At 68.7% G+C, this 13,047-nt stretch carries 14 protein-coding genes; 9 read left to right on the forward strand and 5 right to left on the reverse strand.

Annotated elements, in window-relative coordinates; genetic code table 11:
- The first annotated feature begins 162 nt into the window (after positions 1-162).
- The 3 genes from ACFYRH_RS08170 to ACFYRH_RS08180 all read left to right on the forward strand — a co-directional run bounded on the left by ACFYRH_RS08170 (position 163) and on the right by ACFYRH_RS08180 (position 2,258).
- Positions 163-1,167, forward strand: a complete 1,005-nt coding sequence (locus ACFYRH_RS08170; RefSeq protein WP_387769995.1) for a magnesium and cobalt transport protein CorA — start codon at positions 163-165, stop codon at positions 1,165-1,167.
- 71 nt (positions 1,168-1,238) lie between these two features.
- Positions 1,239-1,697 carry a nuclear transport factor 2 family protein gene (locus tag ACFYRH_RS08175; RefSeq protein WP_387769998.1) on the forward strand — a complete coding sequence of 153 codons (459 nt, stop codon included), beginning with the start codon at positions 1,239-1,241 and terminating at the stop codon, positions 1,695-1,697.
- Positions 1,698-1,706: 9 nt separating this feature from the next.
- Positions 1,707-2,258, forward strand: a complete 552-nt coding sequence (locus tag ACFYRH_RS08180; protein ID WP_387770001.1) for an AAA family ATPase — start codon at positions 1,707-1,709, stop codon at positions 2,256-2,258.
- On the opposite strand, the gene ACFYRH_RS08185 is transcribed toward ACFYRH_RS08180, so the two are convergent.
- Positions 2,196-3,509: a Gfo/Idh/MocA family protein gene (locus ACFYRH_RS08185; protein ID WP_387770004.1), complete on the reverse strand. Its 1,314-nt coding sequence runs from the start codon at positions 3,507-3,509 to the stop codon at positions 2,196-2,198. The two genes, ACFYRH_RS08180 and ACFYRH_RS08185, sit on opposite strands and share 63 nt — an antisense overlap.
- 79 nt (positions 3,510-3,588) lie before the next feature.
- Between ACFYRH_RS08185 and ACFYRH_RS08190 the strand changes: the two genes are divergently transcribed.
- Positions 3,589-4,542 (forward strand): LacI family DNA-binding transcriptional regulator, encoded by a 954-nt coding sequence (locus ACFYRH_RS08190; protein WP_387770007.1) that lies wholly within the window; start codon positions 3,589-3,591, stop codon positions 4,540-4,542.
- Here ACFYRH_RS08190 and ACFYRH_RS08195 read toward each other — a convergent pair.
- Positions 4,539-5,027, reverse strand: coding sequence for an Lrp/AsnC family transcriptional regulator (locus ACFYRH_RS08195; RefSeq protein ID WP_387770010.1), 489 nt, complete (start codon positions 5,025-5,027; stop codon positions 4,539-4,541). The genes ACFYRH_RS08190 and ACFYRH_RS08195 overlap by 4 nt on opposite strands.
- 120 nt (positions 5,028-5,147) lie before the next feature.
- Here ACFYRH_RS08195 and ACFYRH_RS08200 point away from each other — a divergent pair, with 120 nt between their 5' ends.
- From ACFYRH_RS08200 to ACFYRH_RS08210, 3 genes are read left to right on the forward strand one after another with little or no spacing between them, the layout of a single operon-like run.
- Positions 5,148-6,236, forward strand: a complete 1,089-nt coding sequence (locus ACFYRH_RS08200) for a thiamine pyrophosphate-dependent enzyme (RefSeq protein WP_387770013.1) — start codon at positions 5,148-5,150, stop codon at positions 6,234-6,236.
- A 5-nt stretch (positions 6,237-6,241) separates the two neighbouring features.
- Positions 6,242-7,228, forward strand: a complete 987-nt coding sequence (locus ACFYRH_RS08205) for an alpha-ketoacid dehydrogenase subunit beta (RefSeq protein WP_387770016.1) — start codon at positions 6,242-6,244, stop codon at positions 7,226-7,228.
- Positions 7,225-8,526 (forward strand): dihydrolipoamide acetyltransferase family protein, encoded by a 1,302-nt coding sequence (locus tag ACFYRH_RS08210; RefSeq protein WP_387770019.1) that lies wholly within the window; start codon positions 7,225-7,227, stop codon positions 8,524-8,526. The genes ACFYRH_RS08205 and ACFYRH_RS08210 overlap by 4 nt, the downstream gene beginning before the upstream one ends.
- Before the next feature lie 18 nt (positions 8,527-8,544).
- Here ACFYRH_RS08210 and ACFYRH_RS08215 read toward each other — a convergent pair whose 3' ends face one another.
- On the reverse strand, positions 8,545-9,246 hold the full coding sequence (locus ACFYRH_RS08215; RefSeq protein ID WP_387770022.1) for a TetR/AcrR family transcriptional regulator: 702 nt from the start codon (positions 9,244-9,246) through the stop codon (positions 8,545-8,547).
- A gap of 106 nt (positions 9,247-9,352) precedes the next feature.
- Between ACFYRH_RS08215 and ACFYRH_RS08220 the strand changes: the two genes are divergently transcribed.
- Positions 9,353-10,480 carry a hypothetical protein gene (locus tag ACFYRH_RS08220; protein WP_387770025.1) on the forward strand — a complete coding sequence of 376 codons (1,128 nt, stop codon included), beginning with the start codon at positions 9,353-9,355 and terminating at the stop codon, positions 10,478-10,480.
- On the opposite strand, the gene ACFYRH_RS08225 is transcribed toward ACFYRH_RS08220, so the two are convergent.
- Together ACFYRH_RS08225 and ACFYRH_RS08230 are read right to left on the reverse strand one after the other, a co-directional pair.
- Positions 10,467-11,288, reverse strand: coding sequence for an aldo/keto reductase (locus tag ACFYRH_RS08225; protein WP_387771744.1), 822 nt, complete (start codon positions 11,286-11,288; stop codon positions 10,467-10,469). The genes ACFYRH_RS08220 and ACFYRH_RS08225 overlap by 14 nt on opposite strands.
- A complete protein-coding gene (locus tag ACFYRH_RS08230) occupies positions 11,285-12,472 on the reverse strand; it encodes an MFS transporter (protein ID WP_387770028.1) in 1,188 nt (395 codons plus the stop codon). The genes ACFYRH_RS08225 and ACFYRH_RS08230 overlap by 4 nt, the downstream gene beginning before the upstream one ends.
- A gap of 124 nt (positions 12,473-12,596) precedes the next feature.
- Between ACFYRH_RS08230 and ACFYRH_RS08235 the strand changes: the two genes are divergently transcribed.
- Entirely contained in the window at positions 12,597-13,046 is a 450-nt protein-coding gene (locus tag ACFYRH_RS08235) for a MarR family winged helix-turn-helix transcriptional regulator (RefSeq protein ID WP_387770031.1), read from the forward strand.
- Position 13,047 lies beyond the last annotated feature (1 nt).

Below are 13,047 nucleotides of genomic sequence, written 5' to 3' on the forward strand. Positions count from 1 at the left end.
GCCTTCATCCTCATCGACCGTCGCGGACCGGACCAGGAACTCGACCAGCATTTCTCAGGCCCTGGACAGGAACTCTGCCGGCCCGGCGAAGTTCACCCGCTTTCCCCGCGGAACCTGTTGCCTCGGCGGCCGGAACGGCGACGATCAGTTCAGGAGGTCATCATGATCATCGACTGCGCTTACTACCGGGACGGACGCCGCCAGCACGTCGAGGCGATGTCCGTGGCCGATGCCGCCGCGAGCTGCCGGGCCGGCGGGTTCGTCTGGCTGGGCATGTACGAGCCGAGTGCCGCGGAACTCACCGAGGTCCGAGAGAGTTTCGGTCTGCACGAGCTGGCCGTCGAGGATGCGCAAACGTTCCACCTCCGCCCGAAGGTCGAGCCGTACGAGGGCGACGTCCGGCTGGTCATCCTGCGTACGGCGCGGTACGACGACGAGCGCGAGGAAGTGGACTTCGGGGAAGTCAGCGTGTTCGTCGGGCCGGCGTTCGTGATCACCGTCCGTCAGGGCGTGGCCAGTGATCTGCACGGCGCCCGGATCCGGCTCGAGCAGCGCCCCGAGTTGCTCGAGTGCGGGACGAGTTCGGTGCTGTGGGCGATCCTCGACCAGGTGGTGGACGGGTACACGCCGGTGGTCGCCGAGTTGGAGCGCGATATCGAGGAGGTCGAGCGGACGGTGTTCGCCGGGACGGTCGCGCCGACCGAGCGGATCTACTTCCTGCGCCGCGAGGTGACCGATTTCTATCGCGCCGTACACCCGCTGATCGCCGTACTCGCGACGCTGGAGCGGGATGCCCGGGACACCGCGCTGCTGCCGTATTTCCGGGACGTGCACGACCACCTGGTCCTGGTGAACGAGGAGGTTGCCGCCCAGCGTGACCTGCTGGCCACGGTTCTGGAGGCGAACATGGCGGTGATCGGTGTCGAGCAGACCAAGGTCAGCGTGCAGCAGAACGCGACGATCGAGCAGCTGACCATCCTTGCGACGGTGTTCCTGCCGTTGACCTTCGTCACCGGCTTCTTCGGGCAGAACTTCGCCTGGCTGGTCGATCGCCTGGGTTCCGCGTGGGACTTCTTCGTCCTCGGCATCGGCGGCCTCGTGGTACCGGCGGTCGCCCTGCTCCTCTGGGTCCGCCGCCAGCGAGCCGCCAAACGCCAGGTCGCCTGAGGAAGCGGCCGAGTGGGCCTTCGGAAGTCGCCGCCCGGGCCTGCCGGCCGCCTGGTAGTACAGTCCGAGCCGTGGCTCGTGGACCTATCGATCCGGCGGACGGCCGGGAGATCGAGAACCTGATACTCCGGTACGCCGAACTCGTCGACGACGGTGATTTCGCCGGCGTGGGCGAGCTCCTGGCGGATGCGACGTACTGTGGCAGCGGTGCCCCGCTCGTCGGCCGCGCGGAGATCGAGCAGTGGTTCCGGGACACGCTGATCGTCTACCCGGACGGCACGCCGCGGACGCAGCACGTGACGACGAACATCGCGATCGAGTGGGACGACTCCAGCGCCGAGGAGGCGTTCGCGCGGTCGTACGTGACGGTCCTGCAGGCGGTGCCGGACGACGTACCGGAGCTGATCGCGGCCGGTCGCTACCGGGACCGGTTCGTCCGACGGGGCGGTGCCTGGCACTGGGCGGAACGGGTCGTCAACATCCGGCTGGTCGGCGACGTCAGCAAGCACCTGCGCTCCGCGACCAGCTAGACGTCACGGATGGAACCCAGACTGATCGTCGTCCGCGGAAACTCCGGCTCCGGCAAGAGCTCGATCGTGGAACGGATCCGCGCGGCGCACGGGCGCGGCATCGCCTACATCGAGCAGGACTACGTGCGCCGGATCATCTTCCAGGAGCTGGACGACCCGAACGGCGCCAACATCGAAGCGATCGGGCAACTCGCCAGGCATGCGCTCGACCGCGGCTTCCACACCGTGGTCGAGGGCATCCTGCCGACGGTCCGGTACGGCGCGATGCTGGCCGAACTCGCCCGTGACCACGCGGACCACTTCTTCTACTACCTGGACATCCCGTTCGAGGAGACTGTCCGCCGGCACGCGACGCGGGACAAGGCGAACGCGTTCACCGCGGCCGACATGGCGGACTGGTACCGGCCGAGGGACCTGCTGGAACAGCCGCGCGAGACGATCATCGACGAGTCGAGTGCACTCGGCGCCACCGTCCAGCAGATCCTTCAGGAGACCGGGCTAGGACTTCCAGCCGCCGAGCTCGAGGTCGGCGACGACGATCGGCCGGCCGGTCGCGAGTGACTCGTTCGCGGCGATGCCGACCGCGACCGCGCGGACGCCGTCGTTGACGTCGGCGGCCCGGTGCAGCGGGTCGTCGCCCGGCCCGATGAACAGGTCCTGGTAGATCAGCCGGTCGCCGCCTCCGTGACCGCCCTCGCCGCGCGGGATCTCGACCTCGACCGCGGTCGCCCAGTGCTTCTGCAGCACCAGCCGCTCGCCGTTCGTCCGCACGTCACCGGCGATCACCTTGCCGGACGGGTAGCTCGGGTCGATCTGGTCGTCGACGACCGCCGCCCGCTCGATCACCTCGAGTTCCGCCCGGCCGAGGGTGCCGTTGACCGAGACCTTGTAGCCCTCCCACGGCGAGTGCGCGTTCAGCGAGTAGCTCAGCCGCGCCCCGTTCGCGTACTCCGCGATCACGGACATGTTGTCCTCGATCGTGATCCCCGGCGCGAACACGTCCTGGTCGCGCAGGTACCCGTCGTACTTCTCGCTCTCGTAGTACAGCTCGCGGTTCGTGTCGTCGGTGCGCAGGTCGAGCAGCCACGGGTCGTTGGCGGCACCATCGATCGAGCCGCGTGCCGGGCGCTCGCCCAGGCCGCGGGCGGCCGCGTTCTCGTCGCCGTAGAAGGCCAGTCCGCCGGACGCGAACACGCGGGTCGGCGAGGACGCGATCCACCAGTTCACCAGGTCGAAGTGGTGGGACGCCTTGTGGATCAGCAGGCCGCCGGAGTTCTTCTTCTCGCGGTGCCAGCGGCGGAAGTAGTCCGCGCCGTGCCGGGTGTCCAGCACCCACTGGAACTCGACGCTGGTGACCTGCCCGATCTCGCCGTCCTGGATCAGCTGCCGGAGCGCGCTGTTCCGCGGCGAGTAGCGGTAGTTGAACGTCACGACGACGGATTTGCCGGACTCGTTCATCGCGTCGACGATCTGCCGGGTTCCCTCGGCGTTGATGGTCAGCGGCTTCTCGACGATCACGTCGGCGCCGGCGCGCAGCAGCCGCGACACCACCGTGGCGTGCGTGTAGTCCGGGCTGGTCACCACCACGCGGTCGACCGACTGCTCCTTGACCATCCGCTCCAGGTCGTCGGCGCCGTACTGCGGGAGCTCGGGGGCGCCGAGGTCCGCGAGCTTGCGCTGGTGGAAGGCGAGACGGCCCGGGTTCGGGTCGAGGAGGGCGACGAGCTGGGCGTCGTCGGGGCGCTCGAGAATCGCGCGGACGTAGGACTGCGCCCGCGATCCGGTTCCGGCGACTGCATAGCGTCTGGGCACGGCGGACTCCTTCTACTCGTGTAGATCCAGAACGCTAGCAACCGCTTTCCGCGGGGTCAACCGTCGTACCATCGCTTCCATGCCCAAGGAGCCGGTGACCCGCAACGACGTGGCGGAGTACGCCGGGGTCAGTACCGCGGTGGTCAGCTACGTCGTGAACGAGGGGCCGCGGAAGGTCGCGCCGGACACCCGCGAGCGGGTGCTGGAGGCGATCCGCGTGCTCGGGTACCGGCCGAACGCGACCGCCCGGGCGCTGCGGATGGGGACCACGCGGACCTTCGGCGTGATCACGCCGGACGGCGGGAACCCGCTGTTCGCGGAGCTCGCGAAGGCGATCGACAAGGAGGCGGCGACGCGCGGGTACGTCGTACTGCAGACCAGCGCGGACGGGGATCCGGAGATCGAGCGCGCCAAGATCGGCGAACTGCTCGCGCGGCAGGTCAGCGGACTGGTCCTGGTCGCGCCGAGCGCGGACCCGTCGGTGGAGGGCGTTCCGGTGATCGCGATCAACCGGTCGCTGGAGGCGGTGAGCTCGGTACGTCCGGCGTACCGCGAGGGCGCCCGGCGCGGCGTGGAGCATCTCGTGTCGCACGGGCATCGAGTCATTGGCCTGGTGATCGGAGGGGCCGGCCATCCCGAACGCGAGCTCGGGTGGCGCGACGCACTGGAAGCGGCGGGCCTGCCGGAGGGTCCGATCGTTCGTACGTCCTTCTCCCGCGAGGGCGGGTACGACGCTGCGCGGACGCTGCTGGCCGCCAGTCCCACCGCGATCTTCGCCAGCTCCGACCTGCAGGCGATCGGAGTCCTGCGAGCACTCCACGAGGCCGGCGTACGGATCCCCGAGGACATCGCGCTGGCATCCTTCGACGGCACCCCCGAAACCGAGTACACCTGGCCCCCACTCACCGTCGTCCGCCAGCCCGTGGAAGCCCTCGCCCGAGAAGCAGTCCAACGCCTGATCGACGGCGAACAGTCAGTCGAGGCCCTGACAGTCCCCACCGAACTGGTCCTCCGCAAGTCCTGCGGCTGTTAGAGCGTCCCCACGTCTTCGAAGATGAGGGCGGTGCGGGTCGCCAGGACTTCGGGGATCGCCTGGAGTTTTTCGAGGACGAGGCGGCGGAGGCCTTCGTTGTCGGCGGCCCGGACCAGCAGGATGGCGTCGAAGTCACCGCCGACCAGAGCCATGTGTTTGATCTCGGGGATCGCCTGGAGCTGTTTGCGCAGGGTTCGCCAGGAGCTCTGGCGGAGACTGAGCGTGACGTACGCCGAGGTCGCCAACCCGAGCTTGAGCGGGTCGACCGTGACGGTGAAACCGGTGATCACGCCCGTCTGCGTGAGCCGTTCGACGCGGGCGTAAGCGTTCGCCCGGGAGATGTGCACCTCGTCGGCGAGAGCCCGGATGGAGAGCCGTCCGTCGCGCCCGAGTGCCTCGATGATCTTCCGGTCGATCTCGTCCAGCGCCGGGGCGACGACAATCTGTCCAGGGCCGGCCCGATGGACCATCACCTCGTCGGACATCCGTGCGACCTCCTCGCCTCAGGCTGCAGCCAAACGTCTCTCAATTCTTCCAGCTATGGAACAACTTGGCCAGGAGGGACGACGATGTGGCTACCGTCCGTCTCCTGCGCTGGAGGGCTCATGACTACGCTCGAGGAGCGTTTGCTCCCCTCCGCGGAACCCGTCTGTCTGATCGATCAGTACGGCGTCCCGCGCGACCACCCGTCCTACCGGCTGCCCACCAAGGAAGCCCTGCTCGACGGCTACACACAGTTGATCAAGGGCCGCCGCTTCAACGACCAGGCGAGCGCTCTGGTGCGCCAGGGCCGGCTCGCCGTCTACCCGTCGTCGTTCGGGCAGGAGGCCTGCCAGATCGCCGCCTCGATGGTGTTGCGGGAGGGCGACTGGCTGTTCCCGACGTACCGCGACTCGGTGTCGATCGTGAGCCGCGGCGTGGACCCGATCGACACGCTGACGCTGCTCCGCGGCGACTGGCACTCGGGCTACGACCCGTACGAGCACAAGGTCGCCCCGCAGTCGACCCCGCTCGCGACCCAGCTGCCGCACGCGGTCGGTGTCGCGCACGCGGCGCGGCTCAAGGGTGAAGACACGGTCGTGATGGCCCTGGTCGGCGACGGCGGGACCAGCGAGGGCGACTTCCACGAGGCGCTGAACTTCGCGGCCGTCTTCCACGCGCCGGTGGTGTTCTTCGTCCAGAACAACGAGTACGCGATCTCCGTCCCCCTCGCCAAACAGACCGCCGCCCCGTCGCTCGCGCACAAGGGCATCGGGTACGGCGTCCCCGGTGAACGCACCGACGGCAACGACCTCGCCGGTCTGCTCGCCGTCCTCGGGCAAGCGGTCGAGAAGGCCCGCGCGGGTGAGGGACCGCAGCTGATCGAGGCGCACACGTATCGCGTCCAGGCCCACACCAACGCCGACGACGCGACCCGCTATCGCGAGGACACCGAGGTCACTCCGTGGCTCGACCGCGATCCGATCCAGCGACTCACGACGTACCTCGAGCAGCAGGGCTGGCTGGACGACGACGTACGGGAGCGCGCGGAGGCCGGGGCCGTGGCGGTCGCCGGCCGGCTGCGCGAGGGGCTGATGCCGGAGCCCGAGGTGAACCCGGCGGATCTGTTCGCGTACCTGTACGCCGAGGAGACGCAGCAGCTACGTGAGCAGGCCGCGTTCCTTCGCGACGAGCTCGCCCGAGAGGAGGCCTGATCACCGTGACGCACGTGAAGATCTCGATGGCCCAGGCGCTCAACCAGGCGCTCCGGGACGCGATGCGGGCCGACGATTCCGTGGTGATGTTCGGTGAGGACGTCGGCGCGCTCGGCGGTGTCTTCCGGATCACCGACGGGCTGACCGCCGAGTTCGGCGAGAAGCGCTGTTTCGACACCCCGCTGGCCGAGGCCGGCATCGTCGGGATGGCGGTCGGGATGGCGATGAACGGGATGCGCCCGGTGGTCGAGATGCAGTTCGACGCGTTCGGGTACCCGGCGTTCGAGCAGGTCGTCTCGCATGTCGCCAAGATGCGCAACCGGACTCGCGGCCGCGTGCAGCTGCCGATGGTGATCCGGATCCCCTACGGCGGCGGCATCGGCGGCGTCGAGCACCACAGCGACTCGTCGGAGAGCTACTACGCGCACACCCCGGGGCTGACCGTGGTGACACCGGCGACCGTCGCGGACGCGTACACCTTGTTGCGCAAGGCAATCGAGTACCCGGACCCGGTCGTGTTCATGGAGCCGAAGAAGCTCTACTGGGCGAAGGAAGAGGTCGATCTGACCGAGTCGCAGCCGGGCATCGGGACGGCCGTCGTACGGCGGGACGGCGCGGACGCGACGCTGATCGCGTACGGGCCCGCGGTGCCGGTCGCACTCGAGGCCGCCGAGGTCGCCGCCGCCGAGGGGCGCCGGCTGACCGTGGTGGACCTGCGGTCGGTGGTGCCGTTCGACGACGAGACGGTGTGCGCGGCGGTACGGCGTACCGGGCGGGCTGTCGTGGTCGCGGAGGCGAGCGGGTTCGCGAGTGTGTCGTCGGAGATCGTTGCCCGGGTCACCGAGAAGTGCTTCCACTCGCTGGCCGCGCCGGTGCGGCGGGTGACCGCGTTCGACATCCCCTTCCCGCCGCCGAAGCTGGAGAAGTACCAGTTGCCGAGTGTCGACCGGATCCTCGACGCGGTCGACGACCTGCAGTGGGAGGACTCGTGAACACCTTTCTGCTGCCGGACCTCGGGGAAGGGCTGACCGAGGCCGAGATCGTCCGCTGGCTGGTGAAGGTCGGTGACGTGGTCGCCGTCGACACCCCGGTCGCCGAGGTCGAGACCGCGAAGTCGATCGTCGAGCTGCCGTCGCCGTACGCAGGGGTGATCGAGGAACTGCACGGTGAGCCCGGTACGACGGTCCCGGTCGGCAAGCCGCTGATCACGGTCGCCGATCCCGAAGGCGCGGCGTACCGCGAGGAGGAGCAGGCCGGCTCGGGGAACGTGCTGGTCGGCTACGGCACCACCGAGTCCGGGTCCTCGGGCCGGCGCCGCAAACCGCGCGCGGTTTCCGGAAACAATCTGCCGCTCAGCGACCAGAAAGCTCCGGAAACCCGCAAGGTGCCGCTGGTGATCTCACCGTTGGTACGCCGGCTCGCACGCGACGCCGGCGTGGACCTGAAGACACTCGCCGGCTCCGGTGAGAACGGACTGATCGTCCGGCGCGACGTCGAGCAGGCGATCGCGGCCCGCTTCGAGACGCCAACCCCGGTAGAGATTCCCGCGGCCGTCGAGAAGCCCGCGGCGGTCGGGGTGACCGATCGCTCCGGGTTGCCCGAGTTGCGGCGGACGCCGATGAGTGGGTTCCGGAAGGCCGTGGTGGCGACGCTGACGCGGAGCCGCGCGGAGATCCCCGAGGCGACCACCTGGGTCGACGTCGATGCCACCGCCCTGGTCGAACTCCGCGAATCGCTGCGATCGGCAACTGACCCGGGCCCGGGCCTGCTCGCCCTGATGGCCCGGTTCGTGGTCGCCGGCCTGCTGAAGTTCCCCGAGCTCAACGGGTACGTCGACACCGAGCGCGAGGAACTCGTCCAGTACGACGGGATCAACCTCGGCCTCGCGGCACAGACGGACCGCGGTCTCGTGGTTCCCGCTGTCGCGGGAGCGCACGCGCTGACCACGCGCGGTCTGGACGCCGAGATCCGCCGGCTGACCGCGTCCGCCCGCGACGGGAAGCTGACGCAGCACGAGCTGACGTCGGGGACGTTCACGCTGAACAACTACGGCAGCTTCGGGGTCGACGGCAGCGCGGCGATCATCAACCACCCACAGGTCGCGATCCTCGGCGTCGGCCGGATCATCGACCGCCCGTGGGTCGTCGACGGTGAGCTCGCGGTCCGCAAACTCACCCAGCTGTCACTGGTGTTCGACCACCGCGTCTGCGACGGCGGAACCGCGGCCGCGTTCCTCCGCTTCGTCGCCGACGCCTTCGAGAACCCGGCCTCAGCCTTCGCCGATCTCTAGTGTCCCGTAAGCCAGACACTAGGACAGCTGCCGAGGGCGGAGCCCGATCAGGATCACCCGGAGCCCGGAGGTGAAGCGTGCCTCCGGGCCGGCGAGGGTGTCGCGGTTGAGATAGGCCGCCAGGTGCGTCGCGTCGACGCCCATCCGGTCCGCCGAGGCGCTCGCCCACCGACGGTCGGTCATCCCACTGCGCCGTATGACCGACAGCCAGGCGGCATCGGTCACCGCCGAGCCGATCAGGTAGCGGAAGACCGCGGACCCGGCCGCGTCGAGGTGGTTCCCCTTGAAGCCGGCCGATCGCAGGATCGACTGCACGCGATCGATCAGCGACTGGTAGTTCGGGCCGAGGCCCGCATGGGACGCGAGCAACTGCGCGGCCCACGGGTGCTCCCACAGCGCCAGGTACGTCGCCGAGGCGACCGCGGTGACCTGATCGCGCCAATCGCCCTCGTCCTCGGATGGCGCCGGGGCGAGGATCTCGTCGACCGCGAGCTCGAGCAGATCGTTCTTGTTCGCGATCCGCCAGTACAGCGCGGACGTCGCCGAGACGCCCAGCTCGGTCGCCATCACTCGCATCGAGAACGTGTCGAGGCCGTCCCGGTCCAGCACCCGGATCGCCGCCGTGACCACGTCCTGCCTGGTCAGGCGGCTCTTCGTCGGCTCCGCGTCGTCCCGCAGCCACACCGATCCGAGCACCGTCCGCCGATCCGCTTCTCGCACTGAAACAGTGTGTCAGATCCGGAGACGGTGTTTTACCAACGAAAGTCGTCCGGCTGGAACCTTCCGTACGACGACGTGGCGCCCGCGGCGCGGAAGCCTGGGGAGCATGACGACTCCCCGTGTGAACCGTGCGACCTTCCTAGGACTCTTCGCCGTCGCGGCGGCAGGTGTCACCAGCACCCAGACGGCGTCTGCGGGAGAGCGCCGCAACCTCGAGCTGAAAGGCGTCGCCTACGACACCGGCGGCGGCCCGGCCGAGGAGGACAGCCGGGCGCGCTGGCGGCACGGCACCATGCGCGCGGAGATCCACGCCATCCGGCATCGGCTGCACGCCAACTGGGTGAGCATCTACGGCAGCGACGCGCGGCGGCTGATCGAGACGGCGACGGCCGCGCTCGAGGCAGGGTTGACGGTGTCGATCCAGCCGCGGTCGTTCGATGAGCCGCAGGCGGCGGAGCTGGAGAAGCTGCGCAAGGTCGCCGTCGAGGCGGAGCGGTTGCGGCGGCGGTACGACCGGGAGGTGATCCTGGTGGTCGGGTGTGAGTTCATGCTGTTCACGCCGGGAATCGTGCCGGGGGCGACGTTCTTCGAGCGGGTCGAGTACTTGACCAAGGGCGAGTACGACATGGCCGAGCTGCAGCGGAAGTTCCGCGCGTTCACCGCCACGATGGTGAAGGTTGCCCGGGGCAATTTCCATGGGCGGGTCACGTACGGCGCGGCGTCGGATCTCGAGCGGGTGGACTGGTCGCTGTTCGACATCGTCGGGCTCGACTACTACTCGTACCACGCGCGCCGGGCCGACCATGCGTTGGAGCTGGCGCCGTTCCGCCGGTGGAACAAGCCGATCCTGATCCTGGAGTTCGGCTGCTGCACGTTCACCGGCGCGGCCGAGCTGGGCGGGATGGGGTGGGACATCGTCGACTACAGCGGCGATGTCCCGGTCATCCCGCCGCAGTACGTCCGCGACGAGCAGGAGCAGGCGGACCACCTGGAGAACATGCTGGAGGTCTTCGCCGCGGAGGGTTTCCTCGGCGCGTCGCCGTACACGTTCATCTCACCCGACGCGCCACACCGGCCGCACGACCGGCCACACGACGAGGACATGGCAGCCTTCAGCCTCTGCAAGGTCCTCCGGTACGACGACGCCGACCCCGCCTCCCCCTATTACTGGCTCCCGAAGAAGTCGTTCCACGCCGTCTCGCGGACGTATCTGAGGTCCTTCAGGCGGCGTTGAAGGTGTCGGGGTCGGGGCCGGTGCGTTCGGCGCGCTCGAGGGTGTTGATCGCGGTGATGGCGTCGTCGGTGAGGGTGAAGCCGAAGACGTCGAGGTTCTCGCGGATGCGGGACGGAGTGACGGACTTCGGGATGACGATGTTGCCGAGCTGGAGGTGCCAGCGAAGGACGATCTGGGCCGGAGTGCGGTCGTACTCCTTGGCGAGGGTCTCGATGACCGGCTCGGACAGCAGCGCGCCGCCCTTCGCCAACGGGCTCCACGCCTCGGTGCGGATGCCGAAGTCACGCCCGTAGGTGCGTACGGCGTTCTGCTGCAGGTACGGGTGCAGTTCGACCTGGTTCACCGCCGGAGTGATTCCGGAGAGCCGGTCGAGGTGGTCGGGCTGGAAGTTGGACACGCCGATCGCACGGACGCGACCGTCGGCGTACAGCTTCTCCAGTGCGCGCCAGCTGTCGGCGTACAGATCGCGGGCCGGCGTCGGCCAGTGGATGAGGTACAGGTCGACGTACTCGAGCCCGAGCGAGGACAGACTGGTGTCGAAAGCCTTCAGCGTGGAGTCGTAGCCCTGGTCCGCGTTCCACAGCTTGGTGGTGATGAACAGGTCGCCCCGGTCGATCCCGGACGCCGCGAGCGCCTGACCGACACCCGCCTCGTTCTGGTACGCCGCCGCGGTGTCGATGCTGCGATACCCGGCGTCGAGTGCCTGCGTCACGGCGGCCGCCGTTTCGTCGTTCGGGACCTGGAACACGCCGTACCCGAGCTGGGGCATCTCGACGCCGTTGTTGAGTTTCACGGTGGGGATCATCAGTGGCTGCCTTCGAGTACGAGTGCGGGAGCGGACTGGCGGGTGTGGCGACGGTCCAGCAGGCCGGAGACGAGAGCGACGACCAGACCGGAGACCGCCAGCGCGGCGCCGACCCAGTTGGGTGCGGTGTAGCCGAGACCGCGCTCGATGGTGAGTCCACCGAGGTACGCGCCGACTGCGTTGCCGAGGTTGAAGGCGGCGATGTTGGCCGCCGACGCCAGCGCTGGAGCGCCCGTGGCCTTGTCCATCACGCGCTTCTGCAGCGGAGCGACCGTGGCGAACCCAGCGGCGCCGAAGAGCGCGATCGTCACGGCGGACGGAATCTTGGCGTGCGCGGTGAACACGAACACGACCAGCACGGCGGCTAGTAGTGCCAGGATCAGGTAGAGACTCGGCATCAGGGACCGGTCCGCCGCCTTGCCGCCGAGCAGGTTGCCGACGACCAGTCCGCCGCCGAACAGCACCAGCAGCCAGGTCACCGCACCGGCAGAGAAACCGGCGACCTCGGTCATCATCGGTGCGATGTAGGTGAACGACGCGAACACGCCGGCGAACCCGAGCGCGGTCATAGCCAGCGCCAGCCACACCTGCACGCTCTTGAACACCGCCAGCTCGCCACGCAGCCCCGGCCCTTCCGCAGTGCTCTGCTTGGGCACCAGGAACACGATGCCGAGCAGTCCGATCACACCGAGCGCCGTCACTGCCCAGAACGTCGACCGCCACCCGAACTGCTGTCCCAGCGCAGTCCCACCCGGTACGCCGAGGACGTTGGCGACCGTGAGTCCGGTGAACATGAGCGCGATCGCACTCGCCTGCTTCGCCTTCGGAACTAGTGACGCTGCCACTACTGATCCGACCCCGAAGAACGCTCCGTGTGACAGCGCCGCCACGATCCGCCCGGTCATCAGGACGCCGTACGACGGGGCGAGCGCGGAGACCAGGTTGCCGGCGATGAAGACGCCCATCAGCACGATCAGCACGGTCTTGCGGGAGACTTTCGAGCCGATCGCGGTCAGCAGTGGGGCACCGACCACGACGCCCAGCGCGTAGCCGGAGATGAGCAGACCGGCGGACGGGATGCTGACACCGAAGTCGGTCGCGACCTCGGGCAGCAGCCCCATGATGACGAACTCGGTGGTCCCGATCCCGAAAGCACCAATAGCAAGCGCGAGCAAAGCCGCGGGCATGGGCTGTTCTCTCCTTCGACTGTAGTCTTGTGACTATTACCGGCGTGCGCGATAGTTGCACACGCGGGCTATTGCATAAGCCTCATGATGGCTCATGCAATCGCAATGTTCAAGTGGAGGTGTCGTGGGACTACCGGATGACGCCGCGGAGGCGCGGGCGCAGGGGTGGCGAACCCTGGCGGCCCTGCATGCCCGGATCGAGGACGAGCTGGAGCGTGCGCTGCAGAAAAAGCACGGGCTCTCGGTGAGTGAGTACAGCGTGCTGGACGTGCTGGCGCGGCAGGACGACTACCACCTGCGGATGAACCAGCTGTCGAACGCCGTGGTGCTCAGTCAGTCGGCTACTACCCGCCTGGTCAACCGGCTGGAGGACCGCGAGCTGCTGCAGCGGTACCTGTGCCCTACCGACCGGCGCGGGATCTACACCGAGGTCACCAAGGCCGGCCGGGACCTGCTGGACCAGGCCCAGCCGACACATGACGCCGTACTGACGTCTGCACTCGAGAAGGCCGCCGAGCTACCTGAACTCTCCCCGCTGGTCACCGCACTGGGGAAGCTCCCGCTGGCGGTCTGAC

Origin of the sequence: Kribbella sp. NPDC004875 (assembly GCF_042873375.1) — a bacterium.
GTDB lineage: Bacteria > Actinomycetota > Actinomycetes > Propionibacteriales > Kribbellaceae > Kribbella.